A 19,158-nucleotide genomic window follows, 5' to 3' on the forward strand; every position below is an offset into this window, starting at 1 on the left:
CTTTCAACAGAGCAAGCGCCTGAGCGCCGAGGTTCGCCCCACAACATGCACGGGGTGCGCAGGCTGGGGCCTGGGTTCTGCTGCATGGCTAGTCCTCCACCTTGGTGATAGGGATCTCGGCGTTGGCTTCGCCACGCAACGGAACATCAACGCTCAGTACCGTGCCGTCGGCAGCGCCCCAGGGCAGGGGCACGCTGTCGAGCGTGATGCTGAGCTGATGGCGGCCTACGCCGACCATCGGAAAATAGAAGCGCCCGTCGGCATCGGTGGTGCTGCGGTAACGCCCGTCGAGCACCACCTCGATGCCTTGCGCTCCGGCCTCATCGGCCTGGATGCGGCCATCCTTGTTCGCGTCATAGAACACGCGGCCGGCGACACTGCCGCTGCCATTGCCGGGCATGCCGCCAACGACAGCAAAGGGCCGGCCGGTTCCGCCTTCCCAGCGCAGATAGACATAGGCGGTCTTGTCGTTGCTCCGGTAGACCTGCGGGCTGGTCCAGCTGAGCACCTGGTTGGTGGCCAGGCGCGCCTGGTTGAGCAGCACGCCCATGCCCATGCTCCAGCCATTTCCCCACTGCTTTTCGGCCAGCAGATTGCCTGACAGGCCCCGGCTGGTAGAGAGCCCACCGCTTTGCGAGGTGTAGCGCAGGTTGCCGGAGAAGCTCAGCGTGTTGCTGGCCCAGTAGCGGCCTTGCACACCAGCGGTGGGGTAACGCTGGTGGGTGCCGTTGCTGCGGTCATCGGCCCAGCCCAGGGTGGTGACCAACTCAGAGCGCATGGTCTCGCGCTGGGCGCTGATCCAGTCCTGCTCCCACTGCAGCTCGCGCCCGGTGGCGGTGCCGTCGCCCAGCACAATCTGCTCATTGCTGCGCAGGCTCAGGCTGAAGCGCGAGCGCGGCAGCTCGCCAAAGCGGGTCTGGTAGTAGCCATAGGCGTAGAGGCTGCGCATCCTGCCCTCTAGGCCACCGCCCTGGCCGTGGCCCGCATAGCGCGTCTGGTACAGGTTGAGGTTGCCGCCCAGCGCGCTTCGGCGGTCCATCTGGTAGTGCAGGTTGCCGCTCAGCCCTACGCGGGTCTGGCCTTGCTGGGCCGGCCAGCTGCTGGCGCGCATGCGCTCCACATCCACTCCGGTGCCCCAGCTCATGCGGCTGGTGCTGTGGTCCATGCGCCAGTAAGCCCCCTGGGTACCCGAGGGCAGCAGGTAGTCACCAAAATGCAGGTTCGGCCTGGTCACATAGGCGCCCCAGGTATGGCGGTAGCGGCCCCGCTTGGTATCTGCCTCCAGGTAGAGGCCTTGCGCGCTGCCAGAGGGGGTTTGCAGCGAATCGCTGCGGACGGTGCTGCCCAACGCGGTCAGACGGCCGCGCAGTGCGCCATCCTGCTGCGTAGGGGAGCCATAGCCCAGCGCTGCGGCCCAGCTGCTGACCCGCTTGCTGCCGCTGTCCTGGTCGCTCCACAGGCCATAGTCCACTGCCGCAACGTTGTGGGCCTGGTTCAGCTGGCCTGCGGCATACCAGGCACCACCCAGGCGCTGGGTGGCGCCCACCCAGGCGACCGTGCCCTGGCTTTTCTCGAATCCGGGGTAGGGGCCGCCCAGCAGATCGCCTCTCTGGCCCATGCCTGCGCTGATGTCAAAGTCCGCGCCATAGAGGCGGGTGGACAGGCCTCGCACGGTGCTGGTGCCCAGCATCAGGCGGTAGTTCTGGCCCAGGCCCCGGGTCAGCTCGCTGTAGCCGTCACCGATGGTGGTGTCCATGCGGATGCCCGGTGTCAGGGGCATGGCCAGGTTCTGCACGGTGATGCGCTGGCTGTTGGATTGGCGGGCATAGCCCAGTGCGCCGATGCCATTGAAAGCGTCTTGCCCGCCATGCATGCTGCGCACATCGGCCTGCAGCAGCCACTCGCCATAGTTCAGGGTTTGCTGGCGGTACTGGATGCGCTGGCCCAGCTCGGTGCCGCTTTGGCTGGCCAGCTGGCCACGGTCAGACTGCGCGATGCCCAGGCGGCTCTCCAGCGCCCAGCTGCGCAGTCCCAGCGGCAAGGTGCTGGGGTCGACTTCTTCGGCTTCACCGGCCCGCAAGGCCGTCAGTTCATCGGCGCTCATGAAGTTGTCCTCATAGGCGGCGGGCGCCGCCTCGATGGCGGCGCGCAGCCGGGCCTGCTCAGCCTGGGCAGCGTCCAGTGACTCCACCCGGGCGCTGACTGACATATCGCTCTGCACCTGCGCTAGTGCCGCATGCCCACCAAGCACCAGCACCAGCACCCCGCCAGCGGCACGCCCCGTAAACGCCTGGAAAAAACCAGTGCCGCTGTACAAGGGTCGCCGCTCAACAACATGCATTTGTAATTAGGGGTTAACTAGCGTTGGATTTATTTTGCGCGGCTGCCACCAATCAAATGTCAATATTTGATACATAACGTTAAGTGTGTCAGAGGAGATGACAAAGTGGAATGGCGCCTTGTGTAAAGAACCTTGAAGCTTAATCCTGCGGTCAATCATGATCATTTATGAGCGTGCCATGTCATAAATCTATCTTTGATATAGATTGGTTGTATAAGCAATTTCTAAAATGACGGTATACCTTGAAGCGGCACGGCCCGCACCCATATAGACCCTTAATCTGTGTTGATGAAGACTGAGCTCCCATGACCAAAAAAACCCATTCCTTCCAGGCCGAAGTGGCCCAACTGCTCCACTTGGTGACGCATTCGCTGTATTCGAACCAAGAAATCTTCTTGCGCGAGCTGATCTCCAATGCGTCTGATGCATGCGACAAACTGCGCTTTGAAGCACTCAATGACAGCGGTCTGTACGGCGACCAGCCCGATCTGGAAGTGCGCGTGTCCTATGACGACAAAGCCAAGACCCTGACCATCACCGACACCGGTATTGGCATGACCACGCAAGAGGCCATCGACAACCTGGGCACGATTGCCAAGAGCGGCACCAAGGCCTTCATGGACAAGCTCAGCGGCGACCAGAAGGCCGATTCGCAGCTGATCGGCCAGTTCGGCGTGGGCTTTTACTCCGGCTTTATCGTGGCCGACAAGATCACCGTCGAGTCGCGCCGTGCCGGTGCCGAGGCTTCGGAAGGCGTGCGCTGGACCAGCGGCGGCATGGGCGACTTCGAGGTCGAGCAGATCGAGCGTGCCCAGCGCGGCACCAGCATCATCTTGCACCTGCGCGACGATGCGCAGGACTTCTTGAACGGCTACAAGCTCAAGGAAGTGATCGCCAAATACTCCGACCACATCAGCCTGCCCATCCTGATGGAAAAGGAAGAGTGGAAAGAGGGCGAGAACGAGCAGCCCGGCGAGATGGTAAAAACCGGCGAGTGGGAAACCGTGAACAAGGCCAGCGCGCTGTGGACCCGCGCCAAGAAAGACATCAGCCCCGAGCAGTACCAGGACTTCTACAAGGCCATCAGCCACGACTACGAAGACCCGCTGACCTGGAGCCACAACCGCGTCGAAGGCAATACCGAGTACACGCAGCTGCTCTACATCCCCGCCAAGGCACCGTTTGACCTGTACCAGCAGGGCAAGCATGCGGGCATCAAGCTCTACGTCAAGCGCGTCTTCATCATGGACGATGCCCAGGCGCTGATGCCGCAGTACCTGCGCTTTGTCAAAGGTGTGATCGACTCGGCGGACCTGCCGCTGAATGTGAGCCGTGAGCTGCTGCAGGAAAGCCGCGATGTGCGCCTGATCCGTGATGGCTCGGTCAAGCGGGTTCTGTCGATGCTCGAAGACCTGGCGCGCCACGACAAGCCCCAGACCGCCGCCGAAGGCAGCGACGGCGTGGTGGATGTGGTGAGCGAAGACGACAAGGCCAAGGAAGGCAAGTACAGCCGCTTCTACAGCGAGTTTGGTGCCGTGCTCAAGGAAGGCCTGGGTGAGGACTTTGGCAACAAGGACCGCATCGCCAAGCTGCTGCGCTTTGCATCGACCACGCACGAGGGCCTGAACACCTCGTTTGCCGACTACAAGGCGCGCATGAAAGAGGGCCAGGAAGCCATCTACTACATCACCGCCGACACCCTGGCCGCCGCCAAGAGCAGTCCTCAGCTGGAAGTGTTCAAGAAAAAGGGCATCGAGGTGCTGCTGATGACCGACCGGGTCGACGAGTGGGCACTGAACTTCCTCCAGGACTTCGATGGCACGCCGCTGCAATCGGTGGCCAAGGGCGCTGTCGATCTGGGCAAGCTGCAGAACGAGGAAGAGAAGAAGGCCGCGGAGGAAGCTGCGGAAGCCTTCAAGCCCGTGCTGGCCCAGCTCAAGGAAGCGCTCAAGGACCGGGCCGAAGATGTGCGTGCGACCAGCCGCCTGGTGGATTCGCCCGCCTGCCTGGTGGTCTCCGACAGCGGCATGAGCCTGCAGTTGGCCCGCTTGCTCAAGCAGGCCGGCCAGGCTGCGCCAGAGTCCAAACCGGTGCTGGAGGTCAATCCCGAGCACCCGCTGGTCAAGAAGCTGGACGGGTCGGTGCACTTCCATGACTTGGCCCAGATCCTGTTTGACCAGGCCGTGCTGGCCGAGGGTGGTCTGCCGGATGATCCCGCCGCCTATGTGAAACGGGTGAATGCGCTGCTGGCCTAAAACCGCAAATCATTGACGCACAAAATCCCCGCAGGGTTAATGACCTGCGGGGATTTTTATTTTGAATGTCTTCATTCAATTCCGCCGGATCTGGAAATTGCTTTTCTCCGATCGGTGGCGGCATATAACCCTGATGGAAGCGCTTACTTGCCGATGGCATTGATCTAAAATACCTGAGAAAAACCCCGTTAATATTTGTTAACAATTAGATTGTAGGAGTAAGACTACAGCCCTGCCGGAGACTCTTGCGGCCAGCGAAAGTCGCCGAGCATCGTTTTTTTCTTGAGATCCACGCGCGCGCTGAGCCTTTTTCTTGCCTGAAGATGCGGCCCGCCCGTGTAACCAGGTTGCGGTCGCAAGCACACCACGCGTTTATTCCTGGATGGGTGCATGGTGTGACGGCCATGCAGAACCTCTTCAGCCTTTTTATATTATTTTCCATATAAATCAACATATTGCTGTGATTCAGGCCCGGCCCAGATGCACTCGTTGCATTTTCGTTAGAGCAGCGCCGGCGCTTGCCGCTAGAGCCTGATGTAACAAGGGATGAAGAGGGTGGTCATCACGGGGTGGCTTGCCGATCCCTGCTGCATCCATCGATGGTTTGCAAAGGCTATGAATGCTTATTCATTGTTTATGCGAATCATTGATATATATCTAATAATTTAAATAAAAGTTTATTGGATATATACGGTGAATCGCAGTGCTAAATTCGGGCCCCTTTGTTGCGTTATGCAACAGATGGGTTCTCAACCAGTTTCTACCGATGACGCCATCTGAACGGTGGCGGGGAAAACCGTTTTCGCTGCATCGGTAGTCCTTTTTATCACTGAATGTGCAAAACGAAATCCCTGTTTTCTTGGGGAGGGCGAAGCTTTGCCATTTGTTTTTTCGGGACGTTGAAAGTGTTAAATCCTTATCGGCCTGCGGCGCTGCTCGCCCATATGCGCGGCCGTGTCGCCGTGGCACTGGTATGCGGCTATTTGCCTGCGCTGGCCTGCGCGCAGTCGACCGCGTATGACATCTTTGTTAACCACGACGCCTTTGTCGCGCAGACCGGCGTTGTCACTGAAAACGGCTCGGTCGACGGGCCCGCTGGCGCCGACTTCGTCTACCGGGCCAAGGTCAAGCTCAACGGCGGCAGGGGTGAAGTGGCGAATGTGACACTGGAGCAGCTGCTGCCGGCCGGTGCGATTTTTGAAGGGATCGTGGCGCCCACCGGTGTGCGCTGCACCGGGCAACTGCCCAAGGTGGGTGAAACCATCAAAGCCAATGCGCCGCTCAGCTGCCTGATCGCCAAGGTGACCGCCAGCGACTTTGTCGAAGTGGACTTCCGCGTCAAGCTGCCCAGCGCAGGCACGGCATGGACGGCCAAGGCATCGGCCACGGGACTGAACAACAAGGATCCAGAGGCGACCAACCACAGCGAGATTGCGCGCACGATCACCGCATACGAGCGTGCCGATCTGGCGGTGCAGATTCTCTCGCCCGCCGCTGGGGGCAGCTTTACCCAGGGCGATAAGGTGGACTACCAAGTCCAGGTGCGCAACTCCAATTCGCCCTATGCCTTTGTGCTGAAGGAAGGCGAGAAGGCGGTGGTGCGCTTCCCGCAGCCAGAGGGCACCGAGTTCCAAGGCGGCCCCATTGGTAACGGCTGGGTCTGTAAGCAGGGGGAAGACACCAGCGCAGGCCAGCCTGTTCCGATGTGGAGCTGCAGCTACACGGTGGCGGCCGGGCAGTCGGTGGCCCGCAACCAGACCCTGCCAACACTCTCCATCCCGGTGCTGCTCAAGACGGGCGATGGTGATGTGAGCAGTGTTGTCTCCGTCTCCGGTGAAACGGCGACCGGGCAGCTGTTTCTGGATGCCGACCCGGACAACAACGTCGATGATGTACGCATCCAGGTCCAGCCCAATCTGAACCTGGACATGGCTTTGACCAAACAGGTCAGCCCTACGGTGGTGGACAAGAAGGCGGACCAGGCCGTACCGGTGACCTACACACTGGTTGCCAAGCGCGTGGCCGGGGAGCTGGTGCCCAAGGATGTGGTGGTCACCGACACCCTGCCTGCCGGCATCAGCTTTGTGTCTGCCAGCGGTACGGGCTGGACCTGCAACCACAACGCGCAGGTCATCCGCTGCGAATTCAGCGGCACGTTTACGCAGAGCCTGCCGCCGATTCTGGTCAAGGCCACGGTCGATGTGGCATCGGTCGAAGCGGAAACGGTGCTCAACAACCAAGCCGCCGTGTCGGCCAGCAATGAGCCCGCTGCCAACGTCACTGACAACAACAAGGCGCAGGCCAGTGTTTTGGTCAGCAACAAGGTCAATCTGGTGATCACCAAGAGCACTTCTGCGTCGGTGATTGCCTCCGGCCAGCCGTACCAGTATTCGATCAAGATCAAGAACAACGGCCCGCTGGATGTACTGAAAGACCAGACTGTGACGGTGACGGATCAACTCGATGGGCAGCTGCAGTTCATCGGTGTTCCTGCCAATTCTCCCTGGGCCTGCAGCCCCAAGAGCAGCTTGCCCACCGAGCTGGGCAAGCTGCTGACCTGCACGCTTGGCTCTGGCATTGCTGCGGGGAAAACATCGGAGCTGCTGCTCAATGTGGTGGCGCATATCGATTCGGCAAACGGCAAGTTTGCGTCCATCGCCAACAGCGCGTCGCTGACTGGCGTGGCTGGACGCGAAGGCGCAGCCTTCAACCAGATCGTCAACAGCAACAAGGTCAATATCTCCGAGAACAAGGCCGATCTGGCGATCAGCAAGTCGCCTGCGGTGACGGGGGCGGCGGTCTCGGGCGCCGAGGTGGTCTACACCCTGCGCGTGAAAAACGATGTGCCTGCCAATGCGCAGGGCGAGGACCTGCAATTGGCCAAGACGGTCACCGTGACCGACACTGTGGGCAACCTGCTGACTGACTACAGCGCTGGCGTGCTGGGTGTGAAGGCCTATGCCAACAAGCGCTACCTGACCGCCGAAGTGCAGATGCCAGGGGGCAACGGTGCGGAGTCCGATGCCTGCTCGATCTCGGGCAACAACAACCAGAAATCTGCCACGGTGCGCTGCAACTTCCGCAATCTGCCTGCCGACCCGACGGCGGAATATGTGGTCACCATCAAGGCACGGCAGTATGTCGATCCCCAAAACGATGGCACGCAGACCAACAGCATCGTCAACGTGGCGGCCGTGAGCTCCACCGACACGGCCGAGTTCAACCCGAGCAACAACCGCGCCGAGGCCACTGTCAAGCTGGAGGCGCTGACGGACCTGACCGTCACCCAGCAGGCAGCGCCCGAGAAAGCGGCAGCCGCCCAGGCGATCACCTATACGCTGACGGCCAAGAACAGCGGCCCTTCGCAGGCAAGTGCGGTAAGCATTACCGACACGCTGCCCTTGGGCACCCTGTGGGTGGGATCGGCACCGGCCATCAGCGGCGGCAGCTGCACACTGGGTGGCGGCGCTGCCTTTGAGGCGGGTCTGCAAATTACCGAAGCCAACCGCACCCTGACCTGCACCTGGAGCGCTCCCGTGGGTGAAAACGCCCAAAAAACGGTCACTTACCAACTGCGCTCCGTTGCGCTGGACTACCCAGCCGTGCTGAACAGTGCGGTCGTCGTGGCATCGGTGACCCCTGAGACCGACAAGACCAACAACAGCGCCCGCGAAACGGTGCCACTGGACCAGCCCCAGGTCGATGTGCTGGTGAACATGCGCCACACCAACGACGGCATCCCGCTGGACACCGGCAACACCCAGTACACGATCACGGTCACCAACAGCGGTGCATCGCAGTCCTATGCCACCGGCGTGCAGATGGTGGATGTGTTCCCGGCGGCGGGATCGACGGCAGACTTCCGCTTTGTGTCGCTCGACAGCGTCGCATTGGCGAAGGCCGATGCCCGCATCGGTGTGAAGAACTGCACGGCGCCTGCCCCTGGCGCTATTGAAGGCAGGCTGGTTTGCGATTTCCCCTGGCTGGCTCCCAACGAGTCGGTGGCGATCAAGTTCACGATGGCGCCAGACGCCCTGCGTGATGGCCGCGCCGTGGGCACCATCAACCACAGCGCAACCGTGAAGGCAGATGTGGAAGTGCTGGACGGCATCGATGTCAGCAAGAACAACCAGACGGCTGACCGCACCTCCACCTACGACCCGGCACAGCTCTCTCCTGATGAGCTGGACAAGCTGCGCTATGTGGATCTGTCGCTGACCAAGACCAGCGCGACGACGGGTGCCGTGGATGTGGGCGATCTGATCAGCTACATCCTGACGGTGAAGAACGAGGAAGACCCGGCCGCCAATCCGCGCAATGACCTGGTGAACGGCCAGGCGGTGGTCATCGATGTGCTGCCAGAAGGCCTGGCGCTGGAAGGCGCAGCCCCCGCCGGCTGCGGCTATGACCCGGCCACGCGCGCCTTGCGTTGCGAAATCACGTCGCTCAATGCCGGTGAAACGCGGGATTTCCGTTTCAGCGCCAAGCTGCTGTCGCGCGCAGATGGGCAGACCAGCATCGTCAATACCGCCACGCTGACCAGCCCAGGCGATACCGACGAGACCAACAACGACAGCCGCAACGAGACGCCGCTGGCTCTGGTGGACCTGGCGCTGACCAAAACGGTGGACAAGGCCCAGGCCGCCCCAGGCGACGCGCTGACCTACAGCTTGACGGTTGTTAACAACGGTCCGGCCGCTAGCCGCGAAGCCAGCGTGACCGATGTCTTGCCCCAGGGCTTGGTCTTTGTGCAAGCGTCACCGGCCTGCCGCTTTGACGAAGGCAGCCGCACGCTCAGCTGCGCGCTGGAGCCGCTGGCCGTGGGCGCGTCCGTCGCATTGACGGTGGAGACCACCGTGGATGCCGCGCTGCAAGGCCCGGCCAGCCTGGTCAATACCGCTGTGGTGGAACTGCCCGGCGATAGCGACCCCGGCAACAACCACAGCTCGGCCACCACCACGGTTCCCGGTAAGGACAGCGGCGGCGAAGACCGCCCGGGCGAGCCGACACCGGTTCCGGATCCTGAGCCCGACCCCGAACCCCAGCCTGAGCACGTGCCTGTCGCGGTGCCCACCCTGGCCCCGGCTTCCGTCCTGCTATTGGCCTTGGTAATGGCGGGCCTGGCGGCCCTGCGACTGGGACGCCGTAAAAACTATTGAGATTATCAATAGCTCTATATATATAGCCGCGCATTCCCTTGCGCGGCTTTTTTGCGTGGGGGATTCGCCGCACGTACACCAGTTGTTGACAGAGGCATTTCCCCCGGTCAGAACTTTAACGGCTATATTTGCTCCTACGTCCACTTCGACGACAGCAGGCACTCACCATGGTTCGCTTCTTTTTTGTATTTCTAGGGCTTCAGCTCACATTGTTCGGTCTCAATATGCTGAGCTGGGTGCAAAAGCACCTGGTCGAGCCCTGGACCGCGATGCTGGCGCAGATCTGCGCCTTTTTGGTGACCTGGTTCGACAAGTCGGCCGTGGCAGAAGGCAAGGTGCTGTGGAACCATGCGACCAACTTTGGCGTGTCCATCGAGGCTGGCTGCAATGGCATTGAGGCCTGCATTGTGTTGTTTGCGGCCATCATGGCCTTCCCGTCGAGCTGGCGCCACAAGATGATCGGCCTGGTGCTGGGCTTTATTGCGGTGCAGGCAGTCAATATCGTGCGCGTGATCAGCCTGTTTTACCTGGGCCAGTGGAACATGTCGGCCTTCAATTTTGCCCACGAATACCTGTGGCAGGCGCTGATCATGCTGGACGTGCTGGTGGTCTGGCTGGTCTGGGTGCGTGCCGGCCAGCGTGCCAAGCGCGCCGAGGATGGCACGGACGCCCCGCCGCCTTCGGGCTCAGGGGCGGGCCCGGCACTGGCCGCCGCCTGATCTGAACCAGCCAGCAGTGTGCGCACTGCTGGCTTTTTTCCATAGGCACACGAAAAAGCACACAGCCCCCAGAAGGGCGGATACAGAGGAAGTGGGATGAAGCGCCTGAACCCGATACAACGATTTGCGCTGCTGGCCTTTGCAGGCATCATCGTGCTGACCACCTTGTGGGTGCAGCTGTCGCCGTGGATGAGTTACCCGGTGGCGGTGATCTCCAAGGAAAGCCTGCAGGACCTGGCAGCAGGCTGGGTCAAGCAGGTGCACATTGCGCCCGGCAAGATCGAGGTGGATACCTCGGTCGGCGTGGCCAATGCCAATACCGGTGGCCGCTGGGCAGAGATTTCGGTCGATGGCGACCCAGGCCGCTATGCCTACGGCTTTCCGATCTTTTTGGCGCTGCTGCTGGCTGCCTGGCGCAAAGGCCGCATCTGGCGCGCTGTTCTCGGTTATGTGATCCTGCTGCCGTTCCAGGCATTCAGCATCTGCACCAGTCTGCTGATGCAGATGGTGCTGGCCACCAACATCGATCTGCGCCTGCTCAAGATTTCGCAGACCCAGCTGGATTTGCTGGCCTATGGCTACCAGTTGGGCAGCCTGGTGCTGCCGACCCTGGTGCCGTTTTTGCTGTGGTTGTGGCTGGACCGCCAGTTTGTCAACGAAGTGCTGGTCGAGGCCTGGAAGAAGAACATCCAGCCCAAGCTGGTGCCGCGCCCCACCGTGGTGCGGCCACCGCCGCCACCTCCACCCGAGCAGGTGATCCGCCCGGCTGAGAGCGGGCCCGAGATCTCGCACGAGATCAGCATCACCCTGCCACCGCGCAAATAAGCTAGCTCTTATTGCCGGGGGCCGGCACTTGCGTGCGCCAGGTGGCCAGCGCCAACGCCGTGGCCAGCAGTGCAAAAACGGCGCAGAATGCCAGCAGCGCGCGTGACAGGCCCACCTGGTCCGACAGCCAGCCAATCCCCAGGATGGGCAGGATCGTGCCCACATAGCCGATGACCAGATAGGTGGCCAGCAGGCCGGCCCGGTTGTCGGCCCGTGCCACCTTGTTGACCACCGAGATGCCGCCCAGGTTGCACAGGCCATGGCCGAGTGCCGCAGTCAGCACGCAGAGCAGAAACACCGCCGCCGAGCTGGCAAACACATTGACGATCAGCAGCAGATTGCACAGCGCCAGCGCTGCATAGCCGGTGATCAGCACCTTGCGGGTGACAAAGCCCTTGGCGGCATACTGCGTGGCGGCCGACAGCAGCAGGATCAGGCCGATCGATGGCCCGCTGATCGCCGGGCCATGCCAGGGCAGCATGCTTTGCATGAAGCTGGGTGCGAGCGATGCAAACAGGCTGAACATGCCAAAGGCACAGAAGGCGCCCATGGCGGCCAGGCCGTAGCGGCGCAGCGCTGTACGTTCGGGGAAGGTCAGGCGCGGCATCAGCTGGCACAGGCCAAAACTGCTGCTGGCTGGCGCGGGCTGCAAATGGGCCGGCAGCTGCACCTGGAACAGCGAATAAATCGCCAAGGCGCTCAGCAGCAGCGACGGCAGATAGGCGCTGCGCAGCGGAAAGGGCGCCCATTGCGCCACCAGGCCACCGACGATGGGCCCCAGGCCAAAACCAAAGGCAATCGTCAGGCTGGTGGTGGCAGCGGCCCGCTGCGTGTCACCGCTGGTGTTGAGCTGGGTCAGCCCCAGCGAGGCCGAGGTCGTGATCATCCCCGAGGCCAGGCCAATGATGATGCGGCTCAGGCCAAACACCTGCATGTTCCAGGCCAGCGCCGACAGCAGCACGCCGCCGCTCATCAGTATCACCCCCGCCCGCAGCACCTTGAAAAAGCCATAGCGCGTCGTGATCGCGCCCAGCAGCATCAGGCTGGTGAGCGCTGCGGCCATGTACAGCACAAACACCTGGGTGATGGCGCTGGGCGGCAGCTGCCACTGCGCCTGGTACAGCGGGTAGAGCGGGCTGGCCAGCGCCGTGCCCATGACGCCGACGCACATCGAGAAGCACACCCAGAAATAGGGCGGCCATTGGTATTTCATGATCAGAACTTGGAGCGGGGCTGCGGTGGCAGCAGCAGGCCAGCGGCGGATGGCGGCTGGTCAGGGAGGAGTGGTGGGCTGGATTGTAGGGAGAGGCGCTGGCCATGGCGCAGGCCCGCTCAGGAGCCCATGGCCTGGCGTCGGACATCGGCCTGCCGTGGCCCTGTGAATATCCTTGTAGTCAAGGTTGGTGTGGCCATCGCTGTTAAAAATAGCCATGACCCGAATGCCTGCCATGCCCTTTTTCCTCCCCCGCCATCGCCGTGCGGCGGCCGCCGTCGCCATTGCCGCTGCGTCCTTCGCTGCGCTGACTGCCTGCTCACCCTATGTGGGCGTTGGCGTGCCGGTGGGCCCCTTCTCGGTGGGCGTCGGTGTAGGCAGTGGCGGTGTCAGCGCCGGGGTGGGCACAGGCGTCGGCCCCGTCGGTGTGGGTGTGGGGGTCAACCAGCGCGGCCAGGTGACCGGCAATGCGGGTGTCGGCGTAGGCACCTCCGTCGGTGGTGCGAATGTGGGCGTGGGTGTGGGCACCGGCACGGTGTTGTATGACCCCGCTGCGCCCGTGGCGCCTGCATCGGCCCCCGCAACGGCGCCGGACTATACACCGTCCGCACAGCCCGGCGTGGTCGTACCAGGGGTGGTCAACCCACCCACGGGCGAGCATGACGCCAACCTGCAGTGGCGCGGCGCTGACGGCCAGCTGGTGCCGGATTGCCGCTTGAACAACCGCTGTTAACCGATTCTTAAACGTACAGCGGCGGCTCGTCCATCGCGATGCGCTGGGCCTGCAGCAGCTGCGTCTGCTCCTGCCAGTAGGCCTCGCTGCCAAACCAGGGGAAATGGATCGGGAAGATCGGGTCGTCAAAACGCCGTGCCAGCCAGGCGCTGTAGTGGATCAGGCGCAGGGTGCGCAGCGGCTCGATCAGCACCAGCTCGCGCCGGTCAAACGGGCGGAACTGCTCATAGCCTTCCACCAGGGTCGACAGCTGCGCGCTTTGCTGACGGCGGTCGCCTGACAGCAGCATCCACAGGTCCTGCACAGCGGGGCCGCTGCGCGTGTCATCCAGATCGACAAAATGCGGGCCGCCGCCCTGGTTCTCAGGCGGCACCCACAGCACATTGCCCGGGTGGCAGTCGCCATGCAGGCGCAGGCTGCGAAAGCTGCCTGCGGCAAAGTGGCCGGTCGCGCTGCCCGGGTCGATGATCTCGCAGATCTTGTCGGTGGCGCGGCGGCAGGCATCGCTCCAGGCGCTGCGCTGGCCGGGCGGGATGGCGCCGTGCGCCATCAGCCAGTCATGGGGTTCGCGGGCAAAGTCCTGGGCGTTGATGCTGGGGCGGTGCGCAAAGGGCTGGGCTTCGCCCACGGTGTGGATGCGGGCCAGAAAGCGGCCGACCCATTCGAGCACTTCCCAATCGTCCAGATCGGGCTGGCGTCCGCCTCGCCACGGCGATACCGAGAAACGAAAACCGCCATGCTGCAGCAGGCTGTGGCCGCCCAGCTGCAAAGGTGCCACCACGGGCACTTCGGCATCGGCCAGTTGCTGGGAGAAATGGTGTTCTTCGGCAATGGCCGCATCGCTCCAGCGCCCCGGGCGGTAGAACTTGCAGACCACCTTGCTGCCGTCTTCCAGCCAGACCTGGTAGACGCGGTTCTCATACGAGGACAGCGGATTGAGGCGGCCATCACCCCACAGGCCTACCGATGCCAGTGCATCGAGCACCAGATCGGGCGTGAGTGCGGCATAGGCATGTTCCTGCTGCGGGCTGCTGGGCGGGTAGTCGTCGTTGTCGTGCATCCTGCCATTGTGCGCCTATCTTGTGTCGCCCGTTTTGACCAAAGGGGCGCAAAAAAAGCCGGGCATGCAAGGCATGCACCGGCTGTACTGGAGAGGGTCAATCGTTGCGCAGCGTGGCTTACACCACCACGGTCAGGGTCTTGTCGATATTGCCGCGGGTGGCGTTGGAGTAAGGGCAGACCAGGTCGGCGTCATGCACCAGCTTTTCAGCGGCGGCCTTGTCCATGCCGGGCAGGTTGACCGTCAGGCGGGCCGCAATGCCGTAGGCGTTCGGGATGGGACCCAGGTCCACTTCGGCGTCGATCGACAGGCCATCGGGCAGTGCAAGCTTTTGCTTGCCGGCGACCGCCTTGATCGCGCCGATGAAGCAGGCAGAGTAGCCTGCGGCAAACAGCTGCTCGGGGTTGGTGCCCTGGCCGCTGGTGCCGGGCGAGGACAGTTGCACGTCCAGGCGGCCATCATTGGTGCGCGATGCGCCGTCGCGGCCGCCGGTGGTGTGTGCTTGGGCGGTGTACAGAACTTTTTCGAGAGTAGCCATGGTGAACTCCTGGTCAACGGTGGGACAAAAAAACTGCTTCTTCAAGAAGCGGCGGGCAGCGGCGCGGCCAATCGGCTGCGCAGCTGTTGGATCTGTTGGGTCAAGGCCTGCAACTCCTGTAAGCTGCATTGGCTGCGCTCCAGCACACAGGCGGGAACGGCGGCTGCTTGCTCGCGCAGTTGCCGGCCGGCTTCTGTCAGGTGCACACGCACGCGGCGCTCATCGTCGCTGTCACGCTGGCGCTGCAGCCAACCTGCTGTCTGCATGCGCTTGAGCAGTGGCGTCAAGGTACCCGAATCCAGGTACAGACGCTCGCCCAGCTCGGAGACCATGCAGCCATCGCCCTCCCACAGTACCAAGAGCACCAGGTACTGCGGGTAGGTCAAACCCAATGGTTCGAGCAAGGGCTTGTACAGCTTGGTCATCGCCAGCGAGCTGGAGTACAGCGCAAAACACAGCTGCTGGTCGAGCAGCAGCGCGTTGTGGGCAGTGGCAGGGTTGGCGTTGGGCATGGGTTGAATTATCGTGCTCAATTAAATTGTGCACAACTTAATTGAGAAAACACCTGCAGGCAACAGGGTGTTTGCGCAGGGCCGGTGCATGGGCCCTGGCTTCGTCTTAAAGGCAGGCAGCCCGCGCCGCAGATGGCGGCTGGGTTGCGCCCCGTCCATTCAATATGCGGTCTGCACCACCTGGCCGCTGCTGTCCTTGAACTTGGCAGCCACCGCATCGGCAGCGGTGCGCAGCAGGATCAGGTCCATCGAGACGGCGACAAACTGCGCGCCCAGTGCCAGGCATTCGCGGGCGCGGGCTTCGTCCACCATCAGGATGCCGGGGGCCTTGCCGGCCGCGCGGATGCGGGTGATGGCGTCATCGATCGCGGCATTGACCACCGGGTGGCGCGGCTGGCCGGGGTAGCCCATGCTGGCCGACAGGTCGGCAGGACCGATGAAGATGCCGTCCACCCCATCGACGGCGGCGATGGTCTCGATCTGGTCCAGCGCCTGCGCAGTTTCCACCTGCACCAGCAGGCACAGCTCCTTGTCGGCATCGTCCACATACTGCATGTCGCGGCCAAAGTTGCTGGCGCGCATCGAGCCGCCCATGCCGCGAATGCCCTTGGGCGCATAGCGCATGGCCTGCACGGCGGCGCGGGCTTCGTCGGCGTTCTGCACAAAGGGGATCAGCAGCGTTTGGGCGCCAATGTCCAGGTAGCGCTTGATGAGTACCGGGTCGTTCCAGGCCGGGCGCACCACGGTGCTGGTGGGGCGGGGCTGCAGCGCAGCTTCTACCGCCTGCAGCTGCTGCAGCACCTGGGGTACATCGTTGGGCGAATGCTCGGTGTCGAGCATGATCCAGTCGTAGCCGCTGCCGGCCAGCAGCTCGGTGATGTAGGGCGAGGGAAAGGCCGACCACAGGCCGATCTGCGCCTGGCCGGCGGCCATGGCTTTTTTGAAGAGGTTGGGGGTTGGCATGCTTGTCTCTGTTGTGTGTGGTGAGGGGTTTGCTCAGGGCAGGAGGTGCATCTCGTCGTTGCCCATTCGCGTGCGGCAGCTGCCGGCCAGGGTGTGCCATTCGCTGGCGCCCAGGTCCAACGCCTGCTGGTCCGCCATGGCCGTCACGCTGCGGCAGATGGGCTTGAAATGCCTGGCGGCCACCGTGTCGCGCCCATAGCGCTGGTAGTAGCGCCTCAGGTGCAGATCGGCGGCGGGTACCCGGGCGGCCACATAGGCCAGGTAGTCGCGGTAGAGCGCATCGACCGGCGCGTCTTCCAGCTGCTGCTTCCAGATGCGAAAGCCGGCCAGGCAGGCCACCAGGGCCAGCACCAGCGCGGCCACAGGCAGGGCCTTTTTCCAGATCGGGGTGCTGCGTGGCGCGGGCATGGGGCAGGGGTCGCTGGGCAGCGCAGGCGCCCGCGCTCAGGCGTAGCTGTAGACGCCCTTGCCGGTCTTGCGGCCCAGCTGGCCGGCGGCGACCATTTCCTTGAGCAGCGGGCAGGGGCGGTATTTGCTGTCGCCAAAGTCTTTCAGGTAGACCTCCATCACGGCCAGGCAGACATCCAGACCAATCATGTCGGCCAGCGCCAGCGGGCCAATCGGGTGGCTGCAGCCCAGCTTCATGCCGTCATCGATGTCCTGGGCAGAGGCAATGCCTTCGGCTAGCACATAGAAGGCCTCGTTGATCATCGGCACCAGAATGCGGTTGACGACAAAGCCGGGCGAGTTCTTTACGCTGATCGGCGATTTGCCCAGGCTCTCGGCCAGTGCCTTGACGGCGTCATGCGTGGCGTCGCTGGTCTGCAGGCCACGGATCACTTCGACCAGCGCCATCATCGGCACCGGGTTGAAGAAGTGCATGCCGATGAACTTGTCGGCGCGCTTGGTGGCAGCAGCCAGCTGGGTGATCGAGATCGACGAGGTGTTCGATGCCAGCAGCACCGAAGGGTCCAGCAGCGCATCGACCTGCTGCAGGATCTTGAGCTTGAGCTCGTAGTTCTCGGTGGCCGCCTCGATCACCAGCTGGGCCTTCTGCAGGTCTTCATAGCGGGTGCTGCCGTGGATGCGGCCCAGTGCGGCGGTCTTGTCGGCTTCGCTGATCTTTTCCTTCTTGATCAGGCGGTCCAGGCTGCTGCCCACCGTCGCCAAGCCCTTTTGCACGGCCGCCTCCGAAATGTCCACCATCACCACATTCAGCCCGGCCACCGCGCAGGTCTGCGCAATGCCGTTGCCCATGGTGCCTGCACCAATTACGCCTACGGTCTGGATCGTCATCTGTCTTCCTTGGGTCCTGTTGCTGGGAGAGGGGCTGGCCTGCATCCGCCCTGCAGTGCCTATCGGCAAGCCCGGTGCCAAGATCATAGCGGCAGGTGCTGCACCGCCGCACAAACTGGGCGACAGAGCGCGGGGATAGGCGAGGGTTCTAAAATGCCCCCCATCGCTGCGCCGCAGCCCCTTTGTAGACACGACCTGATATGACCACCTTCGGCACCCCGCTCACCAAGAACGCAACCAAAGTCATGCTGCTGGGCAGCGGCGAGCTGGGCAAGGAAGTGCTGATTGCCCTGCAGCGCCTGGGCGTGGAGACGGTGGCGGTGGACCGCTATGACAATGCGCCCGGCCAGCAGGTGGCGCACCATGCCCGCACCATCACGATGAGCGACCCGGCCCAGCTGACGGCGCTGATCGAGGCAGAAAAGCCCGACATGGTGGTGCCCGAGATCGAAGCCATTGCCACGCCCGCGCTGCAGGCGCTGGAGGCCGCAGGCACCGTGCGCGTGGTGCCCACCGCCCGCGCCACCCGTTTGACGATGGACCGCGAAGGCATCCGCCGCCTGGCGGCCGAGACCCTGGGCCTGCCCACCAGCCCCTACCAGTTCTGCGACAGCCTGGCAGAGCTGCAGGCGGCCATCGATGGCGGCATTGGCTACCCCTGCGTGGTCAAGCCGGTGATGAGCAGTTCGGGCAAGGGCCAGAGCAAGATCGACGGCCCGGCCGATGTGGAAAAGGCCTGGAACTATGCGATGGAAGGCGGCCGGGTGCAGGGCGGCCGCATCATCGTTGAAGGCTTTATCGACTTTGACTACGAAATCACCCTGCTGACCGTGCGCGCCAAGAATGCCGCCGGCCAGATCGAAACCCATTTCTGCGAGCCCATCGGCCATGTGCAGGTGCAGGGCGACTATGTGGAAAGCTGGCAGCCGGCCCGCATGGCGCCCGGCGCGCTGACCCTGGCGCAGGACATTGCCCGCGCCATCACCAGCGACCTGGGCACCGGACTGAACGGCGAGCCCGCCGGCCTGGGCCTGTTTGGCGTGGAGCTGTTCGTCAAGGGCGACCAGGTCTGGTTCAGCGAAGTGAGCCCCCGCCCGCATGACACCGGCATGGTGACCATGATCACCCAGTGGCAAAACGAGTTCGAGCTGCATGCCCGCGCCATTCTGGGCCTGCCGGTAGACACCAGCCTCAAGACCGCCGGCGCCAGCGCCGTGATCTACGGTGGTGTGGATGCCCAGGGCATTGTGTTTGATGGTGTCGATGCCGCTCTGCAGATCCCCGGCACTGAAGTGCGCCTGTTTGGCAAGCCCGAGAGCTTTAGCCGCCGCCGCATGGGCGTGGCACTGGCCCGCGCGGCCGATACCGATGCAGCACGCGACAACGCCAAAAAGGCGGCGGCGCTGGTCAAGCCCCGCGTGGCGGAGTAAACGGTTGCTGAGCGACTGCTCAGCAGCGCGTTAGATTTATCCGATAAAAAAGCATCTGGCTGCCCTTGAGAAGGGCGTCCAGATGCTTTTGTTTGGGGCGTGCTTGGTGCGGTG

The 19,158-nt window shown here is 63.0% G+C and carries 14 protein-coding genes; 6 read left to right on the forward strand and 8 right to left on the reverse strand.

Features of this window, described 5'->3' with window-relative positions; translation table 11 throughout:
• Nucleotides 1-88 precede the first annotated feature (88 nt).
• Complete coding sequence (locus LPW39_RS02085; RefSeq protein WP_230770920.1) at nucleotides 89-2,209, reverse strand: MSCRAMM family adhesin SdrC; 2,121 nt, start codon at nucleotides 2,207-2,209, stop codon at nucleotides 89-91.
• 437 nt (nucleotides 2,210-2,646) lie between these two features.
• Here LPW39_RS02085 and htpG point away from each other — a divergent pair, with 437 nt between their 5' ends.
• From htpG to LPW39_RS02105, 4 genes are all read left to right on the forward strand, one after another.
• Entirely contained in the window at nucleotides 2,647-4,596 is a 1,950-nt protein-coding gene (gene htpG, locus LPW39_RS02090) for a molecular chaperone HtpG (RefSeq protein ID WP_230770922.1), read from the forward strand.
• Nucleotides 4,597-5,501: 905 nt separating this feature from the next.
• Nucleotides 5,502-9,755 (forward strand): DUF11 domain-containing protein, encoded by a 4,254-nt coding sequence (locus tag LPW39_RS02095; protein WP_230770925.1) that lies wholly within the window; start codon nucleotides 5,502-5,504, stop codon nucleotides 9,753-9,755.
• 167 nt (nucleotides 9,756-9,922) lie between these two features.
• Entirely contained in the window at nucleotides 9,923-10,474 is a 552-nt protein-coding gene (gene xrtH, locus LPW39_RS02100) for an exosortase H (RefSeq protein WP_230770927.1), read from the forward strand.
• Nucleotides 10,475-10,570: 96 nt separating this feature from the next.
• Complete coding sequence (locus tag LPW39_RS02105; protein WP_230770929.1) at nucleotides 10,571-11,299, forward strand: exosortase H-associated membrane protein; 729 nt, start codon at nucleotides 10,571-10,573, stop codon at nucleotides 11,297-11,299.
• A 1-nt stretch (nucleotide 11,300) separates the two neighbouring features.
• Here LPW39_RS02105 and LPW39_RS02110 read toward each other — a convergent pair whose 3' ends face one another.
• Nucleotides 11,301-12,512, reverse strand: coding sequence for an MFS transporter (locus LPW39_RS02110; protein ID WP_230770931.1), 1,212 nt, complete (start codon nucleotides 12,510-12,512; stop codon nucleotides 11,301-11,303).
• Between the two features lie 226 nt (nucleotides 12,513-12,738).
• On the opposite strand from LPW39_RS02110, the gene LPW39_RS02115 reads away from it, so the two are divergent.
• The gene (locus LPW39_RS02115; protein WP_407928774.1) at nucleotides 12,739-13,245 is read left to right on the forward strand and encodes a hypothetical protein; all 507 of its coding nucleotides are present in this window, start codon (nucleotides 12,739-12,741) and stop codon (nucleotides 13,243-13,245) included.
• 7 nt (nucleotides 13,246-13,252) lie between these two features.
• Here LPW39_RS02115 and LPW39_RS02120 read toward each other — a convergent pair whose 3' ends face one another.
• The 6 genes from LPW39_RS02120 to LPW39_RS02145 all read right to left on the reverse strand — a co-directional run bounded on the left by LPW39_RS02120 (nucleotide 13,253) and on the right by LPW39_RS02145 (nucleotide 17,659).
• Nucleotides 13,253-14,305: a serine/threonine protein kinase gene (locus LPW39_RS02120; RefSeq protein ID WP_230770934.1), complete on the reverse strand. Its 1,053-nt coding sequence runs from the start codon at nucleotides 14,303-14,305 to the stop codon at nucleotides 13,253-13,255.
• Nucleotides 14,306-14,423: 118 nt separating this feature from the next.
• Nucleotides 14,424-14,843 (reverse strand): organic hydroperoxide resistance protein, encoded by a 420-nt coding sequence (locus LPW39_RS02125; protein WP_230770936.1) that lies wholly within the window; start codon nucleotides 14,841-14,843, stop codon nucleotides 14,424-14,426.
• A gap of 41 nt (nucleotides 14,844-14,884) precedes the next feature.
• Nucleotides 14,885-15,355, reverse strand: coding sequence for a MarR family winged helix-turn-helix transcriptional regulator (locus LPW39_RS02130; protein ID WP_230770938.1), 471 nt, complete (start codon nucleotides 15,353-15,355; stop codon nucleotides 14,885-14,887).
• Nucleotides 15,356-15,514: 159 nt separating this feature from the next.
• Nucleotides 15,515-16,318, reverse strand: coding sequence for an HpcH/HpaI aldolase family protein (locus LPW39_RS02135; protein ID WP_230770940.1), 804 nt, complete (start codon nucleotides 16,316-16,318; stop codon nucleotides 15,515-15,517).
• Between the two features lie 33 nt (nucleotides 16,319-16,351).
• Nucleotides 16,352-16,726, reverse strand: coding sequence for a hypothetical protein (locus tag LPW39_RS02140; protein ID WP_230770942.1), 375 nt, complete (start codon nucleotides 16,724-16,726; stop codon nucleotides 16,352-16,354).
• A 36-nt stretch (nucleotides 16,727-16,762) separates the two neighbouring features.
• The gene (locus LPW39_RS02145) at nucleotides 16,763-17,659 is read right to left on the reverse strand and encodes a 3-hydroxybutyryl-CoA dehydrogenase (RefSeq protein WP_269075735.1); all 897 of its coding nucleotides are present in this window, start codon (nucleotides 17,657-17,659) and stop codon (nucleotides 16,763-16,765) included.
• 155 nt (nucleotides 17,660-17,814) lie between these two features.
• Here LPW39_RS02145 and purT point away from each other — a divergent pair, with 155 nt between their 5' ends.
• On the forward strand, nucleotides 17,815-19,044 hold the full coding sequence (purT, locus tag LPW39_RS02150) for a formate-dependent phosphoribosylglycinamide formyltransferase (protein ID WP_230770946.1): 1,230 nt from the start codon (nucleotides 17,815-17,817) through the stop codon (nucleotides 19,042-19,044).
• Nucleotides 19,045-19,158: the final 114 nt, after the last annotated feature.

The sequence above is a fragment of the Comamonas koreensis genome (assembly GCF_021026195.1).
GTDB lineage: Bacteria > Pseudomonadota > Gammaproteobacteria > Burkholderiales > Burkholderiaceae_C > Comamonas > Comamonas koreensis.